This is a genomic window from Erythrobacter sp. MTPC3 (assembly GCF_042854385.1).
GTDB lineage: Bacteria > Pseudomonadota > Alphaproteobacteria > Sphingomonadales > Sphingomonadaceae > Erythrobacter.
In genome coordinates, this window is the sequence record NZ_BTGP01000003.1 from 238,720 (window position 1) to 254,728 (window position 16,009).

A 16,009-nucleotide genomic window follows, 5' to 3' on the forward strand; every position below is an offset into this window, starting at 1 on the left:
GTTCCTTTCGGGTAACGCGTCTAGCGTCCCATAATCTCCGGCAGGCGTCGTTCAAAATACGCAATGGTATTGGTCAGGCCCTCTTTAAGCTCAATAGTAGGCGTCCAATCGAGTAGCTCTTTCGCTTTCGAGATGTCCGGGCGCCGCTGTTTCGGATCGTCCGCTGGCAAGTCCATGAATGTCAGCTTGGATTTCGATCCGGTCAATTCGATCACGGTCTCAGCCAGTTCAAGCATCGTAAACTCGCCCGGATTGCCCAGATTGACCGGCCCGGTGACATCGGTACCGGTCGCCATCAGACGCAAGAAACCCTCGATCAGATCGGAGGCAAAGCAGAATGAGCGGGTCTGCGAGCCATCGCCGTAAATCGTGATGTCCTGACCCTGCAATGCCTGCACGATAAAGTTCGACACAACCCGCCCGTCGGCATGGTGCATGCGCGGGCCATAGGTGTTGAAAATTCGCGCGACCTTGATCTCCAGCGCGTGCTGACGGTGATAATCGAAAAATAGCGTCTCGGCGCAGCGTTTACCCTCATCATAGCAAGAGCGCGGACCGATCGGATTGACGTTGCCCCAGTATTCTTCGGGTTGGGGGTGCACATTCGGATCACCGTAAACCTCGCTGGTCGAAGCCTGGAAAATCTTGCATTTCAACCGCTTGGCAAGGCCCAGCATGTTGATCGCGCCATGCACGCTGGTCTTGGTCGTCTGGACCGGATCGTGCTGGTAATGGATCGGGGAGGCAGGGCAGGCGAGGTTGTAAATCTCGTCCACCTCGACAACCAATGGCTGCGTGACGTCGTGGCGCATGAATTCAAAGCGCGGCTCGTCATGCAGGTGATCCACGTTGCGCTTCGTACCGGTAAACAGGTTGTCCACGCACAGCACTTCGTGACCTTGGTCGATCAGGCGATCGATCAGGTGCGAGCCGAGAAAACCGGCTCCACCAGTGACCAGAATACGTTTTCTGCTTTCGTAAAGGCGAGCCAATATCTTTTCCGGTTGAGGTTTGTTGGGGGCCGCTGCCATTCGTATTTAAGCGGCAGCGCTGCCTTTATCGCATTCGGGGCTGATTGCCAGCAGGCATCTTTTCCATCCATTGCCATGCAGTCTCAATCACATTGCGAATTTCTGAATGCCGGGGCGCAAACCCCAAAGCTTCGCGAGCGCGCGCGGCGTTCGCCACCAGGATAGGAGGATCTCCGGGCCTTCTTTCGCCCACTTCAACCGCAATTTTCCGGCCAGTGACTTCTTCTGCAGCATTGATGATTTCGCGCACGCTTGCCCCCGTGCCCGTGCCCAGATTGAAGTGTTCGGCCTGGCCCGGTGCACACCGTTCCAGCGCGGATACATGCGCGTCGGCCAAGTCGGTTACGTGGATGTAATCCCGCACACATGTGCCGTCGGGTGTATCGTAGTCATCGCCCAGAACCGTGATGGTTTTGTCACCGTCGGCGGCGGCCTCCAGCACCAGCGGTATCAGATGCGTTTCGGGATCGTGAAACTCACCGATATCCCCCGCGGCATCGGCCCCGGCCGCGTTAAAGTACCGAAGCGCGATCGAACCGATCCCGTGGGCTGTGGCATGATCGATCAATACCTGCTCGCACATGAGCTTGGAATGTCCGTATGGGTTGATTGGCGCTCTCTCGCTGTCCTCGGTAATCGGCAAGCTTTCAGGGATGCCGTAGGTCGCGCACGTGCTGGAGAAGATGATTCGGTCGACATCGCAGGAGACCATAGCATCGAGAACCGAGACGAGACCGCCGACATTCGCCGCGTAATAAAGGCCGGGCTGGCGAACCGATTCGCCGACATAAGCGAGCGCGGCAAAGTGCATGACGGCGTCGATATCATGCTCTTTGATCGCTTTACGGACCGCGTTTGTATCGCAAATATCGCCGTGGACCATCGGACCCCACTGGACGGCCCAGCGATGCCCGGTGCGAAGATTATCGAACACAACAGGGACATGCCCCGCCGATGCCAACGCCTTGCAGGCGTGACTACCAATATAGCCTGCGCCGCCTGTAACCAGAACCTTCATCAAAATATCTCCCGATCGCTCCATCTGCTTTGCGCCTGAAAGGGCGATGCCGCAGCGGAAGGTTTAAGCGCCTTCGTTCGCTATGCCTTTTGCGATAATTGCTGTCATGCCTTCGTATACGGCCAGCATGAATGCGTAGATGAACCCTGCGTGTCCATCGCGAAATCCCTGCTTTATCAGATATATGTAGAAAAACCTCGCGATGGGACGAAGTGTGAGCGGAAGACCGGCGGCGCGCACTTTGGCCCTGCGCCGCGCCAACGCTGGGTCGCTGCTTTTCGCAGCCGTCGCAGACTTTTCAAGCAGGGCATTCTTTCGAATATCCATTATCAGCCGTGCTTCGTCCTCGGCATAGCGAACATGTTTCTCAAGCCATCGGCGCATTCCGTGCGAAAACGAAAAATGCAGGTAAGGCACCTCGATCTGGCCCATCGCTGATGGGGGAAGGTCTTCGCGTTGACCGTGTCCGACCTGAATGAACCTGAGCCGGTCGCGATGGCCAAGCCGGGCCTGATAGGTCGGATACATCCCCGCATGTTTGAGCCACTGGCCCATCAACATCGTCTTTGAGGGGATGTAATACGCATCTATACCGTCTTCCGGCTCCATTGCCTCCAGCGTCTGGCGCAGGTGCGGAGTGACCTCTTCGTCCGCGTCAAGATGAAGCACCCACTCGTTCTCAAACTCGCCATGCTCCAGGCCGAAATTGCGCTGATTGGCGAAATTATCAAACGGGCGGTTGAGAATACGGGCCCCGTGATCACGGGCGATTTTCAGTGTGTCATCGGTGCTGTCCGAATCTAGCACGACGATGTCGTCACACCATGAAAGCGCGCTCAGACACCGGCTGATATTGATTTCTTCGTTATAGGTCAGAATCAGGCAGGAAAGTTTCACGTAATCTTGTCCGTTACTGTGTTCTTGATGGGCCGCGCCGGGTTCCCGCTATAGATTGCGCGCGGCTCGATATCCTTCATCGTCACCCCGCGCGCGCCCAATATCGCGCCCTCGCCAATAGTCACACCGGGACCGACAAAGGCATCGGCGCAGACCCATGCGTCCTCACCAATGACGAGCGACGATTTGACCAGCGGCATGGCCGGGTCGCGCCAGTCGTGCGTGCCAGCGCACAGATGCGCATATTGAGAGACGGTCGCCCGCGCGCCGATCCTGATAGGGCCAAGCGCGTAAAGGATGGCGTGGTCGCCTATTGCAGCATCTTTGCCGATTTGCAGGTTCCAGGGAATCGAGATGCGCACGGTCGGATAGACATGCACATTTGCGCCGATTGTCGCTCCAAAGGCGCGCAGCAGCATCCGCCGCCAGCCCCACAATATTCGCGGGCTGAACCGGAACAGCGGGGTAACACACGCCCATAGAACGCGCCCGACCTGCTCGGAAGCGGTCCATTTCTTTGTTGCGCGGTTGGTTTTGATGTCGGTAGCCATTGCGAATGCGGCTTTAGGCGAGCGCGCCGGTAACGCAAGGCGGTCGCTCGCAGCCGCCTGCCAGCCATTCATATACCGCAAGGTGCTGCCTCGCGACATGACTCCAGCTGAACCGCTCCTCCACCAGCGCGCGGCCCGCCTCGCCCATCGGGTGCAAGTCTTCATCGAGCAAAGCGGTTTTGAGCTTTCGCGAAAGAAGTTCAGGATCGGTGGTAATTTCCACCGCTGCCCCTGCGGCAAACCCTTCGGGAAGGTTGCACCGCGCCGTCATCAGGACCGGGAGGCGGTACGCCCACGCCTCTAACACGGACATCGGCAGCCCTTCCGAAAAGGACGGCAGCACGAAAGCGTCCGCTTCGCGAAGCAGCCGGTCTTTATCGGCGCCAAATGCCGGGCCGTGGACCGATACGCTGGTGCCAATGCCCAGATCGGCGATCTGCCGGAGCAAAGAATCCAGATGACCCCCATCATCCCACCCCGCGATCGTGATGGACCATTGGTCTGCCAGCGCGGGATCATCCGCCGCTGCCCGTGCCCACGCGGCGAGCAATTGTGACAGCCCTTTTTTGGGGTGGATACGCCCGAGGAACAGCAGCGTTTTCTTGCCATCATGCGCACGGCGGGGCGCGATCTCCGGCAGATCGGCCGCATTCGGGATCACCGCAATCGGCGACGTCAAACCGTATGCGCGCATCGACGCCGCTTCGAATGCGTTCAAAGCGTGCAGGCAGTCAGCTTCGCGCAGATTGCGATTTTCGAACAGCGCGCCGGCCAGCTTTTTCTTCCATGCCGAATTGCGCAGCGCCCATGGATCCAGCATGCCTCGCGGCGAAATCATTATCGGCCGCCCGGTCGCCAGCTTCCACCGCAGCACATCGCGGGAGAGAAATTGCCAAATGCCGTGCAGATGCAGCACGTCGTGATCTGCTGCGAGCAGAGCGTCCAACACTCCCTGACTTAGGCCCAAGGCTGCTGGCCCTTTGGTTGCAAACAATCGCGGGGTCAGCGGTGCCCAATCGCCAATATCCTTATCGCTGAATTCGTCACGCAGCGCATATACGCCGACATCAATTCCGGCCTGCGCAAGATGAAGCGCCGATTTTCTGACCGAATTGAACAATCCCCCAGCCTGCCGCGATGCCGAGCCGGTGACTATTCCGATCGAGCGGCGAGCTTGCCCGGTATGGCGGTCTGCGCCGCTCATACCAGCCCGTCCACTACAGCGGGTATCATCGTCTTACACCAGCTTTGCAGAGATAATCATCGCGCAAACTGCCGACGGCGCTGGCGCGAACGGCGCGTTTGATTTTTAGCGCGGGCACCGTAGTCAATTCTCAGACAGAGGGCGACAAATCCGAGCGCGACGATGAACATCGTGAATGCGACAAAGAAATATGCCGAATGGTGCGTGATGCCGTGAAGCAGCGGGACGAGACCGACTGCATACCAGATTTTGTCCCAGTAATTCCCCGCAAGCGCTCTGCGCCATAGGAAGCCCATGAAATAGGCGGGAATGAAAAAGAACAGCAACCCCAGAAAGGCGAGCTCCATATAGGCTGTGCCTATCCCCGTTTGCGTCGATCCGGGGTGCCCTTCGTATCGGACGGCGCGGTAAACGACCTCATCCGGCCAGGCATCGGTCATCAATTGTTGTTTGACATCGAAGCCGACGAGCTGGCCGGGCACGTATTGGAAGACGAACCGGTTCCAGGTGTATTGGCCGTAGGTGTAATCGCCGGTGATCTGCATCGTGTGGATCAGGTGCGCGGCGTTTTCGACCTCGGGCGAGGCCTGAGGATCGTAAATCGGGCTCAGGGCAAGGAAATCGATCTCGGCGATCTTTTCAAAGTCGGGCAGCTCCTCATCGACGGTGGTGGAGCGCAGCTCTGCGGTGGCAAACACCCCGATTGATGCGATCGCAAAACCTGCTGCCACGACGGCGCGCGGAATTGCAAAGTTCTTGATCAGCAGCATGGCGTAGGCAGCAATCAGGACCACTTCGACAAGGTGGCGCCGTTTGAACATGAACAGCACAAACGGGATGAACATCAGGATGTTCACTGCGAACAAAGCGAGGCTGAAAGGCGTGCGTTTTTTCAACAAGAGGATCAGCGACAGCGCGAAAGAAGCGGTCTTGAGGTTCAAGATGAAATAAAGGATCGTGGATTGTCCTGTCCAGACAAAGCCCACTTGCTGTTCTTCCGGTGCGAAACGTAACCCGACAAACGCGACAAGCGCGATCCCCGTCAGGATTAATGCCGCTTTTTCAAGATGCGTATCGCTGATCCGGGGCAGCGGGCCGCCCAGCGGATCGCTTTTCGCCCTGGTGGCCATGAACCAGCCCAGATACGTAACCAGCGACGCCAAAATTGTCATAAGCAGCAGCGTGTTGAGCGAATTGCCCGGCGCGCTTTGACGAAACACCAACCCCCAGATCTGCGGCAACATCCATCCGGCCATGACGGCAGCAAACAAGGTCGGCACCTGCAAGTAGCCGCCCCGCTTTAGCAGACCGGCAACCAGCATGGTCAGCGTAATGGCGATCAAAATCGCAAACAAGGCGCCGCTCAGACTTATCGAATTTCTCCCGATTTCAGCGGCCGACCTACATCAGGCGCGGCGTTAAGTGCCAATAAAAATCGCTATATCACTGTGTTTGGATCAATTTTTGTCGAAAATCGCGCGCACGAGGCGATCCGAATACCCGCCCCACGATATGCCGGCAATGCTCTGCCGCGCATTAGCCGCCATTCGATCTCGCAGTTCGCGGTCCTTCACCAGAGTTTCGATGGCCTGCGCAAGCGCCTGAGGGTCCGCACCGGGAACAATCAGGCCGTTTTCGCCGTGCTTTATGAGAGAGCCGGATTCGCGTGTGGTAATGACAGGGATGCCCGATGCCATCGCTTCATAGGTGACGCCGGCCGATCCCTCGGCGAGCGTTGGTAGGACAACGATATCGGCGGCTTGGTATTCCTGCACCATTTCCGGGCGTGCAATACGTCCGCGAAAATCGATCATGGCCGCTTCGGGATTGCTCCTCGTCTCCGTCGCGACATCACCGACGGCGCGGAATTCATAATCCGAACCGCCGCCCAGCAATTGCGCAGTGCGCGCAAAATGGTGGATGCCTTTGCGCAGATTGGCAGAACCGGGAAACAGGATGCGGCCAATTTGGGGGCGGTTTTCCAGCTCTAGCCATGACGGATGCACCGAGTAAGGCTCAACGCGCACCTTAGCTGGGTCTGCGCCCCAGTTTTCAATGAGGTCATCGGCTACATATTGCGAGGCGCAGAGGAAACGTGAGCCGATTTCGAGCATTTTCGGGTAGGCCGGATTGGGCCGCCCCATCGCGCCGAGATACGTATCGGGAGCATCGCCCCACCCCGGATTGGTTGCATATTGTTCCGTGATGACATGCTCCGCCGAAAGGGCGATGGTTACATCGACGACAACTTCTAACCCCGCTTCGCGTGCCTTTTGGAGAAAGCGTTCCCCTTCCAGGATCTGACCGCTCATCATTGTGTAGATGTGCGTCGCCTCACCAAATCCGCGTGCCAGCATTGCCTCGGACCATGCCGCGTTAAAGGCCTGCCGCGCCTTGATCCGCCCACGCATATCGGGCGCTTGTCGCGTCGCGATTTCGTAGCGAGCCGCCACGGCATCGAAAGTGTGCGTGCGAGCAGCGACTGCGGGCGGAGGCAGTCTTCCGGCAAGCCTGCCCAGCGGCTTTTTCAAATTCGCGGGCAGAGGTAGCCATTTGAGCGATGCGGCCACTCGGCCAAGACCGTTGGTGCCTGCAAGATCGGTATACAACGCCTCCAGCCGCCCTGCCGCCTCCAGAGCGGCGGGCACGGCATAGTTGTGCCGCGCGCCCGTCTGGACGACGATTGCCCGTTCAGCGGGGTCAGAATTTTGTGTAGCCGGCATTGTCTCAGTCCAGAATTTTTCGGTCGGCATCGACCAGCATGCGCGCGACAGCGGCGCCTTTGATTTTCGCAGTCCAGCCGAGCGATTGTGTTGCACGTTCCGGGTCGCCCACCAGGCTCACGGGTTCATTGGGGCGGATAAAGCGCGGGTCAATTTCGACATGGTCGCGCCAGTTCAAACCGGCATGCTCGAATGCGGCGCTCAGGAATTCCTGCAGCGACATTGCCTGGCCGGTGCAGATGATGAAATCCTCGGCACTTTCGGTTTGCAGCATCAGCCACATCGCCTCGACATATTCTGGCGCATAGCCCCAGTCGCGCCAGACATCGAGATTGCCCAAGGCCAATTTCTCGGTTCGCCCGGCTTCGAATTCTGCAACCGCGCGGCTGATCTTGCGCGTGACAAAGCTGGGGCTGCGCCGTTCGGATTCGTGGTTGTAGCAAATGGCCGTGCACGCAAACATGCCAAACGAATCGCGGTAGACCCGCGTGATATTGACCGCGAAACTTTTGGCCACGCCATAGGGCGATACGGGCCGCATCGGGGTGTCGATCGTCTGCGGTGCGATATCGGGGGCGCCGAATATCTCGCTGCTGCCGGTGGTCAGGAACCGCGGCACCTTTTCAAGGTCGCGCAGCACCTCAAGGATGCGCAGGGTTGCCATCGCGGTAAATTCACAAGTGGATTCCGGAATTTCGAAACTCACTCCGACATGGCTTTGCCCGGCGAGGTGATAGAATTCATCCGGCTCGATGTCTCGCAACAGGCGGCGCAGCGTCGTCGTATCGTCCAGGTCGCAATAATGCAGAAACAGGCGTTTGCCGTAAATTTCGGGATCGCGCGTCAGGTGGTCCAGACGCGGACGGTCAATCATGCTTGAACGGCGCAACACGCCGTGAACCTGATACCCTTTATCAAGAAGCAGTTCGGTCAGGTATGAACCGTCCTGACCGGTGATCCCGGTGATAAACGCGGTTTTCACGATTTATGCCCCTGAATGGTGTCCGGTAATTCAGAAAGCAGGAACCGTTCCCATTGGTCAACGAGCCGGTCGTAACTGAAATTGGCGGAATAATGATCCTGTAGCTTTTTTGTGTCAATCTCGCTGCGGCTGATACTGCTGGCAAGCTCTTCATAAAGCGGCAGAAATTCGCTGATATCGCCTGATGTGATCCGGCAATACGGATTGGCGTAATCGGGGATACCGCCAACTCCGTTAGCCACGAAAGGAATGCCGCATGCCATCGATTCCAGCAAGACCAGCGGCGCACCCTCCTTCCCCCATGTCGGCAGCAAAGTGAGATCATATTGCTGCAACAGCTCCACATATTCTTGCCCGCCGGGATATCGGCCCTTCAGCGTAACGGACTGCTCCAGCCCTGCAGCGGTGATGGCGCGGGCAAATTCATCCTGCGCCGAGCCGGTGCCCCAGATATCGAGGGTGTCAGCGTACTGGGCGAGGCGATCCCAGTTTTCAATCAGGAAGCCAGCCCCCTTGTAGCCGACCAGCCGGCTGAAAAACCCAAGGCGCAGCTTACCATCCGGCGATTGTGGCAGCGCAGGCGCGTCGGGGATGGAGCAGACGACTTCCAGCGGTTCTGGCAGGGCTGGAATGACCGTGCTGGGCCCATGCCAGCCAAATTCGCGAATGAATTTGCGCTCTACACCGCTGCCTTGCCCAACTATCGCATCAAAGCCAAAGCGTGACAAAAGTCGCGGATCGAAAAAGCCGCCGCGCTCTCCGCTCATTACTTCAAAGAAGACGCGTCGCCGTGCCCCTTTGATTGCAAGGGCCAGCATCATCGCTTTCCAACCCGTCCCCGCCACGATCACTGCGTCAGGCCGAGGCCGCGCCTTTCTTCCCAGCGCCGCAATATCGCGCAATGTGCGGTATTCGGCCACGTCGTATGGAGGATTTTCGGGCAGGCCGGGTGCATCGCCGTGCAGGGGTGCCGGTGTCAGTATTTCGACGCTGTGGCCGCGCTCTGTCAGCCCCTTTGCAAGCCAGTGGCTGTGGGTCTGGATGCCTCCGAGGTTATGCAGGTATCCGATCAGTATTATATGCATTTTTATCGGCTCATCGAATTGGGCGTGAGGGCGCGCGATAAGGCGAAGCGATCATTGCGTCCACCTTTGCGCGCGTTGGCCAATCCAGTCACGCCCCACAGCCATGTCGCGCCGCCAGTTGGTGTTGAACAGCCCTGACAATAGCGTGACCGCGCCAAACACAATCGTGACCAGCACGGACCGGCCAAAAGTCTCGATAAACGGATTTTGCGAGAAAGCAGGCATCGTCGCTGCAAGACCGAGCGCAAGCAGAAAGCCTGCGAGCGGGGGGGTCAGGTCCGCGAGCAAACGAAGGCTGGAGATTTTGGCAGTTCGCGCCGTAACAATCACCGTCGGGATTGCCAGCGCCCAAGACACCGCGGCAAGCGCCCACGCCACCCCGATACCGCCCCACGGCAACCCGGCGATGAAACCGGCCAAATATGCCGGTCCTGCCACAATGCTATATTTGAGCATTACGTCGCTCCGCCCAAGCGAGAGGAAGGCGAACCGCGCCAATTCCCACGTGATGCCGGGCAAGATAGACAGCGCCAGCACCGCGAATATCTCGCCGCTGACCTCCCAACCCGATCCAAGCGCGAGCGCGACGAGAAACGTAGCATTTACGTATAGCACAGCGGCAAGCAGCGCACTTAACGCAGCGACGATGCGTGCAGTGCGGGTGAACAGATGCTCCCAGCGTGCGACATTGTCCTGCATTCGGCTTAATGCAGGGATGACCGCAGATCCGATGGGGCCGCTGATGATAGCAAGCGGCATCAAAAGGATCGAATAGGCGCGCGCGTAGTAGCCCAGTTCGACACTTCCCCAGCGCCAGCCGATCAGGGCGTTATCGGATTGTTTCCAGACCCAGCCCAAAATGTTCGACATCATGATCTTAATGCCGAAATTGAATGCGGAGCGCGCGCCATTGCCGCGGCGGGGCATGGTCGGGCGCCAGCGCGAGGCGATCCAGAAATACACCACGTCGATAAACCCGGTGGTGAGCTGCCCTACGACGAGAGACCAGTAACCCAGATCTGTCTGCCATGCGGTCATGCAAGCGGCTGTCACTCCGCCGATGTTCGAAACCAGCTGCCCCAGATTGAGCTTCAGAAATTCCATGCGCCGGCTGACCAAGGCGAGATGCTGTGCCCGCAGCGCCAGCATCGGCATCGTCAGCGACAGGAACACGATCACCAACGGGACCCGGTCATCGCTGAAAATCATGCCGGCGACAGGGGCCGCCAGCCAGCACAGCAGCATCAACCCAAGGCCAACGATCAGATTGAGGAAAAACAGCGCGCTGATGAGATCCTGGTTGATCGTTCGGCGCTGGATCGTCGCGCTCGTTAGCCCCATATCCTGAAACAGACGGATGAAGCCGGTGATTGCCATCGCCATGCCCACGATTCCAAAATCGTCAGGGGTGAGCAACCGGCTGAGGATTACCAGCTGCACAATCTGTAATGTGACAAAAATTCCGTGCGAAAGCAGCGCGATAGTGCTGCCCCGTGCCGCAAGAGACCCCAGATTGTTCGGCGTGTCCGATACCCCTAGAGCGCGTTCGTTAAGAGCGCGTCGCGCATCGCTGGGCGGCTGAACCTCTAACGGGATGTCATCATTCTTAGCCATCCGCCGCCCGGCGCGCTCAGACCGTTTTTCGCGTTAGGAAAATCACGTTTTGTGGTCCGCCCCGGCCTTCGCTGATGACCAGTTCGCGCATGCTTTCCTCGACGCTTGCCAATTGCGGGAAAAGCGCAGGATCATGGTCCATATAAGTCACCAGACGGCAATCATGCGTGTCCTTGAACCGTCCTCGCAACAATTGCTCCACACCCGGTGCCGGGCGTTCGTGCAGTTCGATCACCATGTCGCATTCGCGCAGGATCGGGCAAAGATCGAGATCGAAGAGAACGGCTTCATAGCCTTCGCAGTCGGAAAAGATCAGTGAGTTGGGCGTGACATTGCGGTTGATCCAGGCGGGATCGCACATCGATTCCACGTCAACATTGTGCGTCTCGTTCAAATCGACGAGATTCTGCGTGGCCTGACGGGCCCATCGGTCAGTGTCAAAACCAATCACTCTGGTGTCGGGCATCAATCGCGCAAAACCGACCGCATAGAACCCGTCCGCCGTGCCGATATCCAGCAGCATGCCATAATCTGATGCAGCGATCTCCTCGATCCAGGGGTGAAGCTCGCTTTCATAACTGCCAGTCAGCCTGTGGATCAGGTTCCGCTCCTGCGCAGTTGCTTCTGGATAGACCATGCCGGCAAAGGGGCCGGCCAGCACTGTGCGCCCATGTTCCGCAACGAATTTCTGCGAAGCCGCCAGACGGCCGGTGCTTCTCTCACGCTCAATGATAAATTTTTGCGAACGGGCCGACAGCAATTCCAAAGTCAGCTTCGGTGCCACACGCATTCCGGTGTCTTTGATTACATTTTTCAGCGACTTAAGCATGGGTATATTCCAATTGAGCGATTTGAGCCGCATCATGAAGAGGGCGGCGTCACGAGGCTATAGGCTGGCGCAATTTCCGTTATGGATTATGTCAGCAGCACCGCGTGCACGAAACTGGGGCGCGCCTATCACGCAATGATAAAATTTAAAGCCCAAATTGGTTCTCGGTCGATTTTCAACGTCTTGTTTAAGAGCAGTATAGCTCATTTGAACGTGCGGGCGATGACAAAGCACGACCGATTGAAAATTATAGTGTTTTTCGAAAAGTGGATTACGCCCTCGCCTTTCTTGGTTATAGCGCAGCGACTAAAGCTATAAACTAGTCTGCCTATTCAGATGCCGGGTAAGGGCCGCCGGATCGCGGCCTCTATGACAGGGAAGGGAATATCGCGCACCATATCGGGTGACAGCTGCAGCTGGGCGCGAAATTGAGAATAGACGATGTATATCAATACAGTGTCAAAACCGCATCACACGACGAGGGGCGCGTTATCTGCGCGGGCCTTGCAATTGGCGCTATATCTGTCAGCTGGCCTCATTCCTCCGGCTATCTATTGGCTGATTGCCGGAAATGATTTGGGATCGGTGTTTTTCGTCAACACCGCCATCGCGCTGGGCATTGCTGCGTTTTTCAGCTGGCAAGCCCTCACCCGTCTTCGCGAATACGCAAAAGCGCGCCAGCTTTCCTATGTCATGCCGGTCAATCTCGCATGCTTTGGCGGTGTGCTTGCCGGAATTGCGATTTTGCGGGTGAATTACTCAATCCCCCTGTTTGCGATCGGTGCGTTCTTTGCGGTCACGACCAGCTATCTACTCACCAATTACAACCGCCGTCTCCAACGTCCCCATTTTATTGTCTCGGGCGGGCGCGTGGGAGAGGTGAGGATGGGCGACCATTACGTTCCAGCGCCCAGCCTGCTGGACCTTGAAGCTCTTGTGCAGGCGGGGCATCTTGATTGCGCACTCGTCGCCGATCTTCACCACGACCACCCGGATGACTGGGAACGGTTGTTTGCCAAAGCGGCGCTGGCCGGGGTGCCGGTCTACCATTACCGGCAGGTCGCAGAAATGCAGAGCGGGCAAGTCCGGATCAGCCACCTTTCGGAAAACGATCTTGGGTCGCTGATCCCCAATGTGCCGTACATGACGACCAAGCGGCTGATCGATATTGTCGGATCGCTGGCGCTGCTGCCGGTGTTTGCCATTCCGTTCCTGATCATCGCGATCCTTATCAAGATGGATACGCCCGGCGGCGCTTTCTACGTGCAGGAGCGCGTTGGCCACCGCGGCAACACGTTCCGCATGATCAAGTTTCGCACAATGCGCCAGCGCGGCTCGGTGGATGACGAAGATGCCGAACGGCGCGATGCGATGACGCAGGCCGATGATGACCGCATTACAAAGCTGGGGCATTTCCTGCGCCGCACGCGGATTGATGAATTGCCGCAGGTAATCAACGTCCTGCGCGGCGAGATGAGCTGGATCGGCCCCCGCCCCGAAGCGCAATCCCTGTCAAAATGGTACGAACAGGAATTGCCGTTCTACTCCTACCGCCACATTGTGCGGCCCGGGATAACCGGCTGGGCGCAGGTCAATCAGGGCCATGTCACCGATGTTGCCGATGTGAATTCAAAGCTGCGCTATGACTTCTATTATGTGAAGAACATCTCGCTTTGGTTAGACCTTTTGATCGTGCTCAAGACCTTCAGGGTTATATTGACAGGAGACGGCGCAAAGTGAGAAACTCCTTGCATTAGCGGCCACATTGGGGCGGCCCTAGACTCGGCCGGGAAATCAATCTTGCGGACAGTATTAATCACCGGTTCGGCCGGTTTTATCGGCTATCACCTTGCGCAGATCCTGCTCGCAGAGGGCTTTCGGGTCGTCGGGTATGACGGGTTGACCGACTATTACGAAGTCAGCCTGAAAGAGCGGCGGCACGAATTGCTGGCCGAGCACCCAAACTTCACAGCCAATGTCGGAATGCTCGAGGATTTCGACAAACTGCGCGCGCTTTGCATGGCCGAAAAGCCGGATGTGATCGTCCACCTCGCCGGGCAGGCGGGTGTGCGGTACAGCCTTGAAAACCCCCGCGCCTATCTCGAATCCAACCTCGTCGGCACGTTTAACGTGATGGAGTGCGCCCGTGAATTAGGCGTCGATCACCTGCTGATGGCGTCAACCAGCTCGGTCTATGGCGCAAATGATGAAATGCCGTTCGACGAGCGGCAGAAATGCGATACCCCGCTGACATTTTATGCAGCGACGAAGAAGGCAAATGAGGCGATGGGCCATTCCTATGCCCATTTGTGGAACCTGCCGACGACGATGTTCCGGTTTTTCACCGTCTATGGCCCTTGGGGCCGTCCGGACATGGCGTTGTTCAAGTTTACCAAGGGTATCCTCGAGGGGACGCCGATTGATATCTATAACAATGGCGATATGTTCCGCGACTTCACCTATGTCGAAGATCTGGTGCGCGGCATCCGCCTGCTGATCGACACTCCGCCTGTGCGCCCTGATACAAAGGCGCAAATCGCGGAGCACGACAGCCTGTCACCCGCAGCGCCTTATCGCGTCGTCAATATCGGCAACAACGACAAGGTGCGGCTGATGGATTTCATTACCGCGATCGAGGATTCGTGCGGTTTGAAAGCCAAGCAGAACATGATGCCCATGCAAAAAGGCGATGTGCCTGCGACATGGGCGGATGCAACGCTGCTAGGCGAGCTAACAGGTTATGCCCCGCAGACCGACGTGCGCGAGGGTGTCGCCAAATTTGTGGCCTGGTACCGCGACTATTACGGCGTGTAAGCGCGCTGCGCTCTAGCCCTCTGGCTCTTCGTTGACGACGGGGCCGGTGACGGACTGCGGCGGTACGGCAAGCGGATTGTCGGTTTGGACGGTCACATCAGCCGCCGGCTCTTCTCCGGGGAGCGGCTGGTTACGCTCCCGTTCGAGCCGCTCCAGATACGCACGCTCGATCTGTTCGACACGGCCCTGCTCGGCAGCAGCATCCTGATCAATGGTGGACAGGCGTTCTTGACGCGCCTGTTCGATAAGCTGGCTGAAACGCACTGCCTCGCCCTGCTCACGCTCGGCATAAGCTTTGTCGATGAATTGCTGGGTGCAGCCGGTAAATCCGCCCGCGCCCGCAGGTGAGCAGCTCATTGCGCCGGATTCGGTAATATACCGGATCGAGACGACTTCACCGGTGCGCGCGGTATTCTCGGGCGAACCGCTTTGGCGCAGGTTTGACGGGATGCGATAGCGTTCCGCCTCGACCAGAATTTCACAGATGACGATTTCATCGCCGACCGCTTCGGGACATTCGCTTTCGTCATAGGCGATGACCATATTGACCTTGTCGCCTGCTTTATCCTGAGCCGCCGCCGGAGCGCACAGCGCCGCGAGCGTGCCGGCAAAGGCCGCTGGAATCAGGTTGGCTTTGAACACACTGGTCATCAATTGTCGTCCTGTTTTGTCGAATGCGGCGCGGCGGATATACCACATCGCACTGAATTGTGGCTGAACCCGCGCGGAACCGGTCTTTAAACCCGCTCGCTCACCTTGATCGCAATCTTGCAGCCAAGCCGGATTGCACCGGACAGGAATGGATAGGCCGGCGCGTTTTCAGCGCCATTGGCTAGCGCCGCATCGCGGTGTTCGCGTTCTTCCTCGCGAAATTCCTCAATCATCGCAGCGAGTTCGGGCTCATCGCCGGTTTCAGCCAGTCGGTCGAGCTGTTCCGAATAATGCTTGTCGATCTCTTCCTCGACAGCTGCGGTGCAGGCCATCGCGGCTTCTGGGCCGAGCAAGGCCGTGCCTGCACCCAGCGCATATCCCGCCGCCGACCAAATCGGATGCAGCGCAGTCGGGCGCACGCCGCGTTCGGCAAGCACCTTGTCAAAGCGGGCGCGGTGGCCCTCTTCCTGTTCGGCCATGTGCCGGATCTCGGCCGAGTGCGGCCCGCGATCGCCCATTACGGCAAGCTGGCCTTCGTAAATGCGCGTTGCGCCAAATTCTCCGGCCTGGTCGACCCGGATCATGCGGTGGAGTTCATCGCGTTTCATAG

The 16,009-nt window shown here is 58.0% G+C and carries 15 protein-coding genes; 2 read left to right on the forward strand and 13 right to left on the reverse strand.

Going from position 1 to position 16,009, the window contains the following annotated elements:
• Nucleotides 1–20: 20 nt before the first annotated feature.
• The 11 genes from ACGHU1_RS05825 to ACGHU1_RS05875 all read right to left on the reverse strand — a co-directional run bounded on the left by ACGHU1_RS05825 (nt 21) and on the right by ACGHU1_RS05875 (nt 11,895).
• Nucleotides 21–992, reverse strand: coding sequence for a UDP-glucuronic acid decarboxylase family protein (locus ACGHU1_RS05825; RefSeq protein WP_390584476.1), 972 nt, complete (start codon nt 990–992; stop codon nt 21–23).
• 64 nt (nt 993–1,056) lie between these two features.
• Nucleotides 1,057–2,049 carry a UDP-glucose 4-epimerase GalE gene (galE, locus tag ACGHU1_RS05830; protein ID WP_390584479.1) on the reverse strand — a complete coding sequence of 331 codons (993 nt, stop codon included), beginning with the start codon at nt 2,047–2,049 and terminating at the stop codon, nt 1,057–1,059.
• Between the two features lie 63 nt (nt 2,050–2,112).
• A complete protein-coding gene (locus ACGHU1_RS05835; protein WP_390584481.1) occupies nt 2,113–2,946 on the reverse strand; it encodes a glycosyltransferase family 2 protein in 834 nt (277 codons plus the stop codon).
• On the reverse strand, nt 2,943–3,497 hold the full coding sequence (locus ACGHU1_RS05840) for a putative colanic acid biosynthesis acetyltransferase (protein ID WP_390584483.1): 555 nt from the start codon (nt 3,495–3,497) through the stop codon (nt 2,943–2,945). Before ACGHU1_RS05840 ends, ACGHU1_RS05835 begins: the two co-directional genes overlap by 4 nt.
• Before the next feature lie 13 nt (nt 3,498–3,510).
• Complete coding sequence (locus ACGHU1_RS05845) at nt 3,511–4,701, reverse strand: glycosyltransferase (RefSeq protein WP_390584486.1); 1,191 nt, start codon at nt 4,699–4,701, stop codon at nt 3,511–3,513.
• 56 nt (nt 4,702–4,757) lie between these two features.
• Nucleotides 4,758–6,056, reverse strand: coding sequence for a hypothetical protein (locus tag ACGHU1_RS05850; RefSeq protein WP_390584488.1), 1,299 nt, complete (start codon nt 6,054–6,056; stop codon nt 4,758–4,760).
• Between the two features lie 102 nt (nt 6,057–6,158).
• Nucleotides 6,159–7,424 (reverse strand): glycosyltransferase family 4 protein, encoded by a 1,266-nt coding sequence (locus tag ACGHU1_RS05855; protein WP_390584491.1) that lies wholly within the window; start codon nt 7,422–7,424, stop codon nt 6,159–6,161.
• 4 nt (nt 7,425–7,428) lie between these two features.
• Complete coding sequence (locus ACGHU1_RS05860) at nt 7,429–8,406, reverse strand: GDP-mannose 4,6-dehydratase (RefSeq protein WP_390584494.1); 978 nt, start codon at nt 8,404–8,406, stop codon at nt 7,429–7,431.
• Nucleotides 8,403–9,491: a glycosyltransferase family 4 protein gene (locus ACGHU1_RS05865; RefSeq protein WP_390584497.1), complete on the reverse strand. Its 1,089-nt coding sequence runs from the start codon at nt 9,489–9,491 to the stop codon at nt 8,403–8,405. Before ACGHU1_RS05865 ends, ACGHU1_RS05860 begins: the two co-directional genes overlap by 4 nt.
• Nucleotides 9,492–9,542: 51 nt before the next feature.
• Nucleotides 9,543–11,105, reverse strand: a complete 1,563-nt coding sequence (locus ACGHU1_RS05870; protein WP_390584500.1) for a lipopolysaccharide biosynthesis protein — start codon at nt 11,103–11,105, stop codon at nt 9,543–9,545.
• A gap of 16 nt (nt 11,106–11,121) precedes the next feature.
• The gene (locus tag ACGHU1_RS05875) at nt 11,122–11,895 is read right to left on the reverse strand and encodes a hypothetical protein (protein ID WP_390584501.1); all 774 of its coding nucleotides are present in this window, start codon (nt 11,893–11,895) and stop codon (nt 11,122–11,124) included.
• A gap of 480 nt (nt 11,896–12,375) precedes the next feature.
• On the opposite strand from ACGHU1_RS05875, the gene ACGHU1_RS05880 reads away from it, so the two are divergent.
• Complete coding sequence (locus tag ACGHU1_RS05880; RefSeq protein ID WP_390584502.1) at nt 12,376–13,674, forward strand: exopolysaccharide biosynthesis polyprenyl glycosylphosphotransferase; 1,299 nt, start codon at nt 12,376–12,378, stop codon at nt 13,672–13,674.
• 60 nt (nt 13,675–13,734) lie between these two features.
• Entirely contained in the window at nt 13,735–14,748 is a 1,014-nt protein-coding gene (locus tag ACGHU1_RS05885) for an NAD-dependent epimerase/dehydratase family protein (RefSeq protein WP_390584505.1), read from the forward strand.
• Between the two features lie 12 nt (nt 14,749–14,760).
• On the opposite strand, the gene ACGHU1_RS05890 is transcribed toward ACGHU1_RS05885, so the two are convergent.
• A complete protein-coding gene (locus ACGHU1_RS05890; RefSeq protein ID WP_390584507.1) occupies nt 14,761–15,399 on the reverse strand; it encodes a hypothetical protein in 639 nt (212 codons plus the stop codon).
• Between the two features lie 86 nt (nt 15,400–15,485).
• The gene (locus ACGHU1_RS05895; protein WP_390584823.1) at nt 15,486–16,007 is read right to left on the reverse strand and encodes a demethoxyubiquinone hydroxylase family protein; all 522 of its coding nucleotides are present in this window, start codon (nt 16,005–16,007) and stop codon (nt 15,486–15,488) included.
• Nucleotides 16,008–16,009 lie beyond the last annotated feature (2 nt).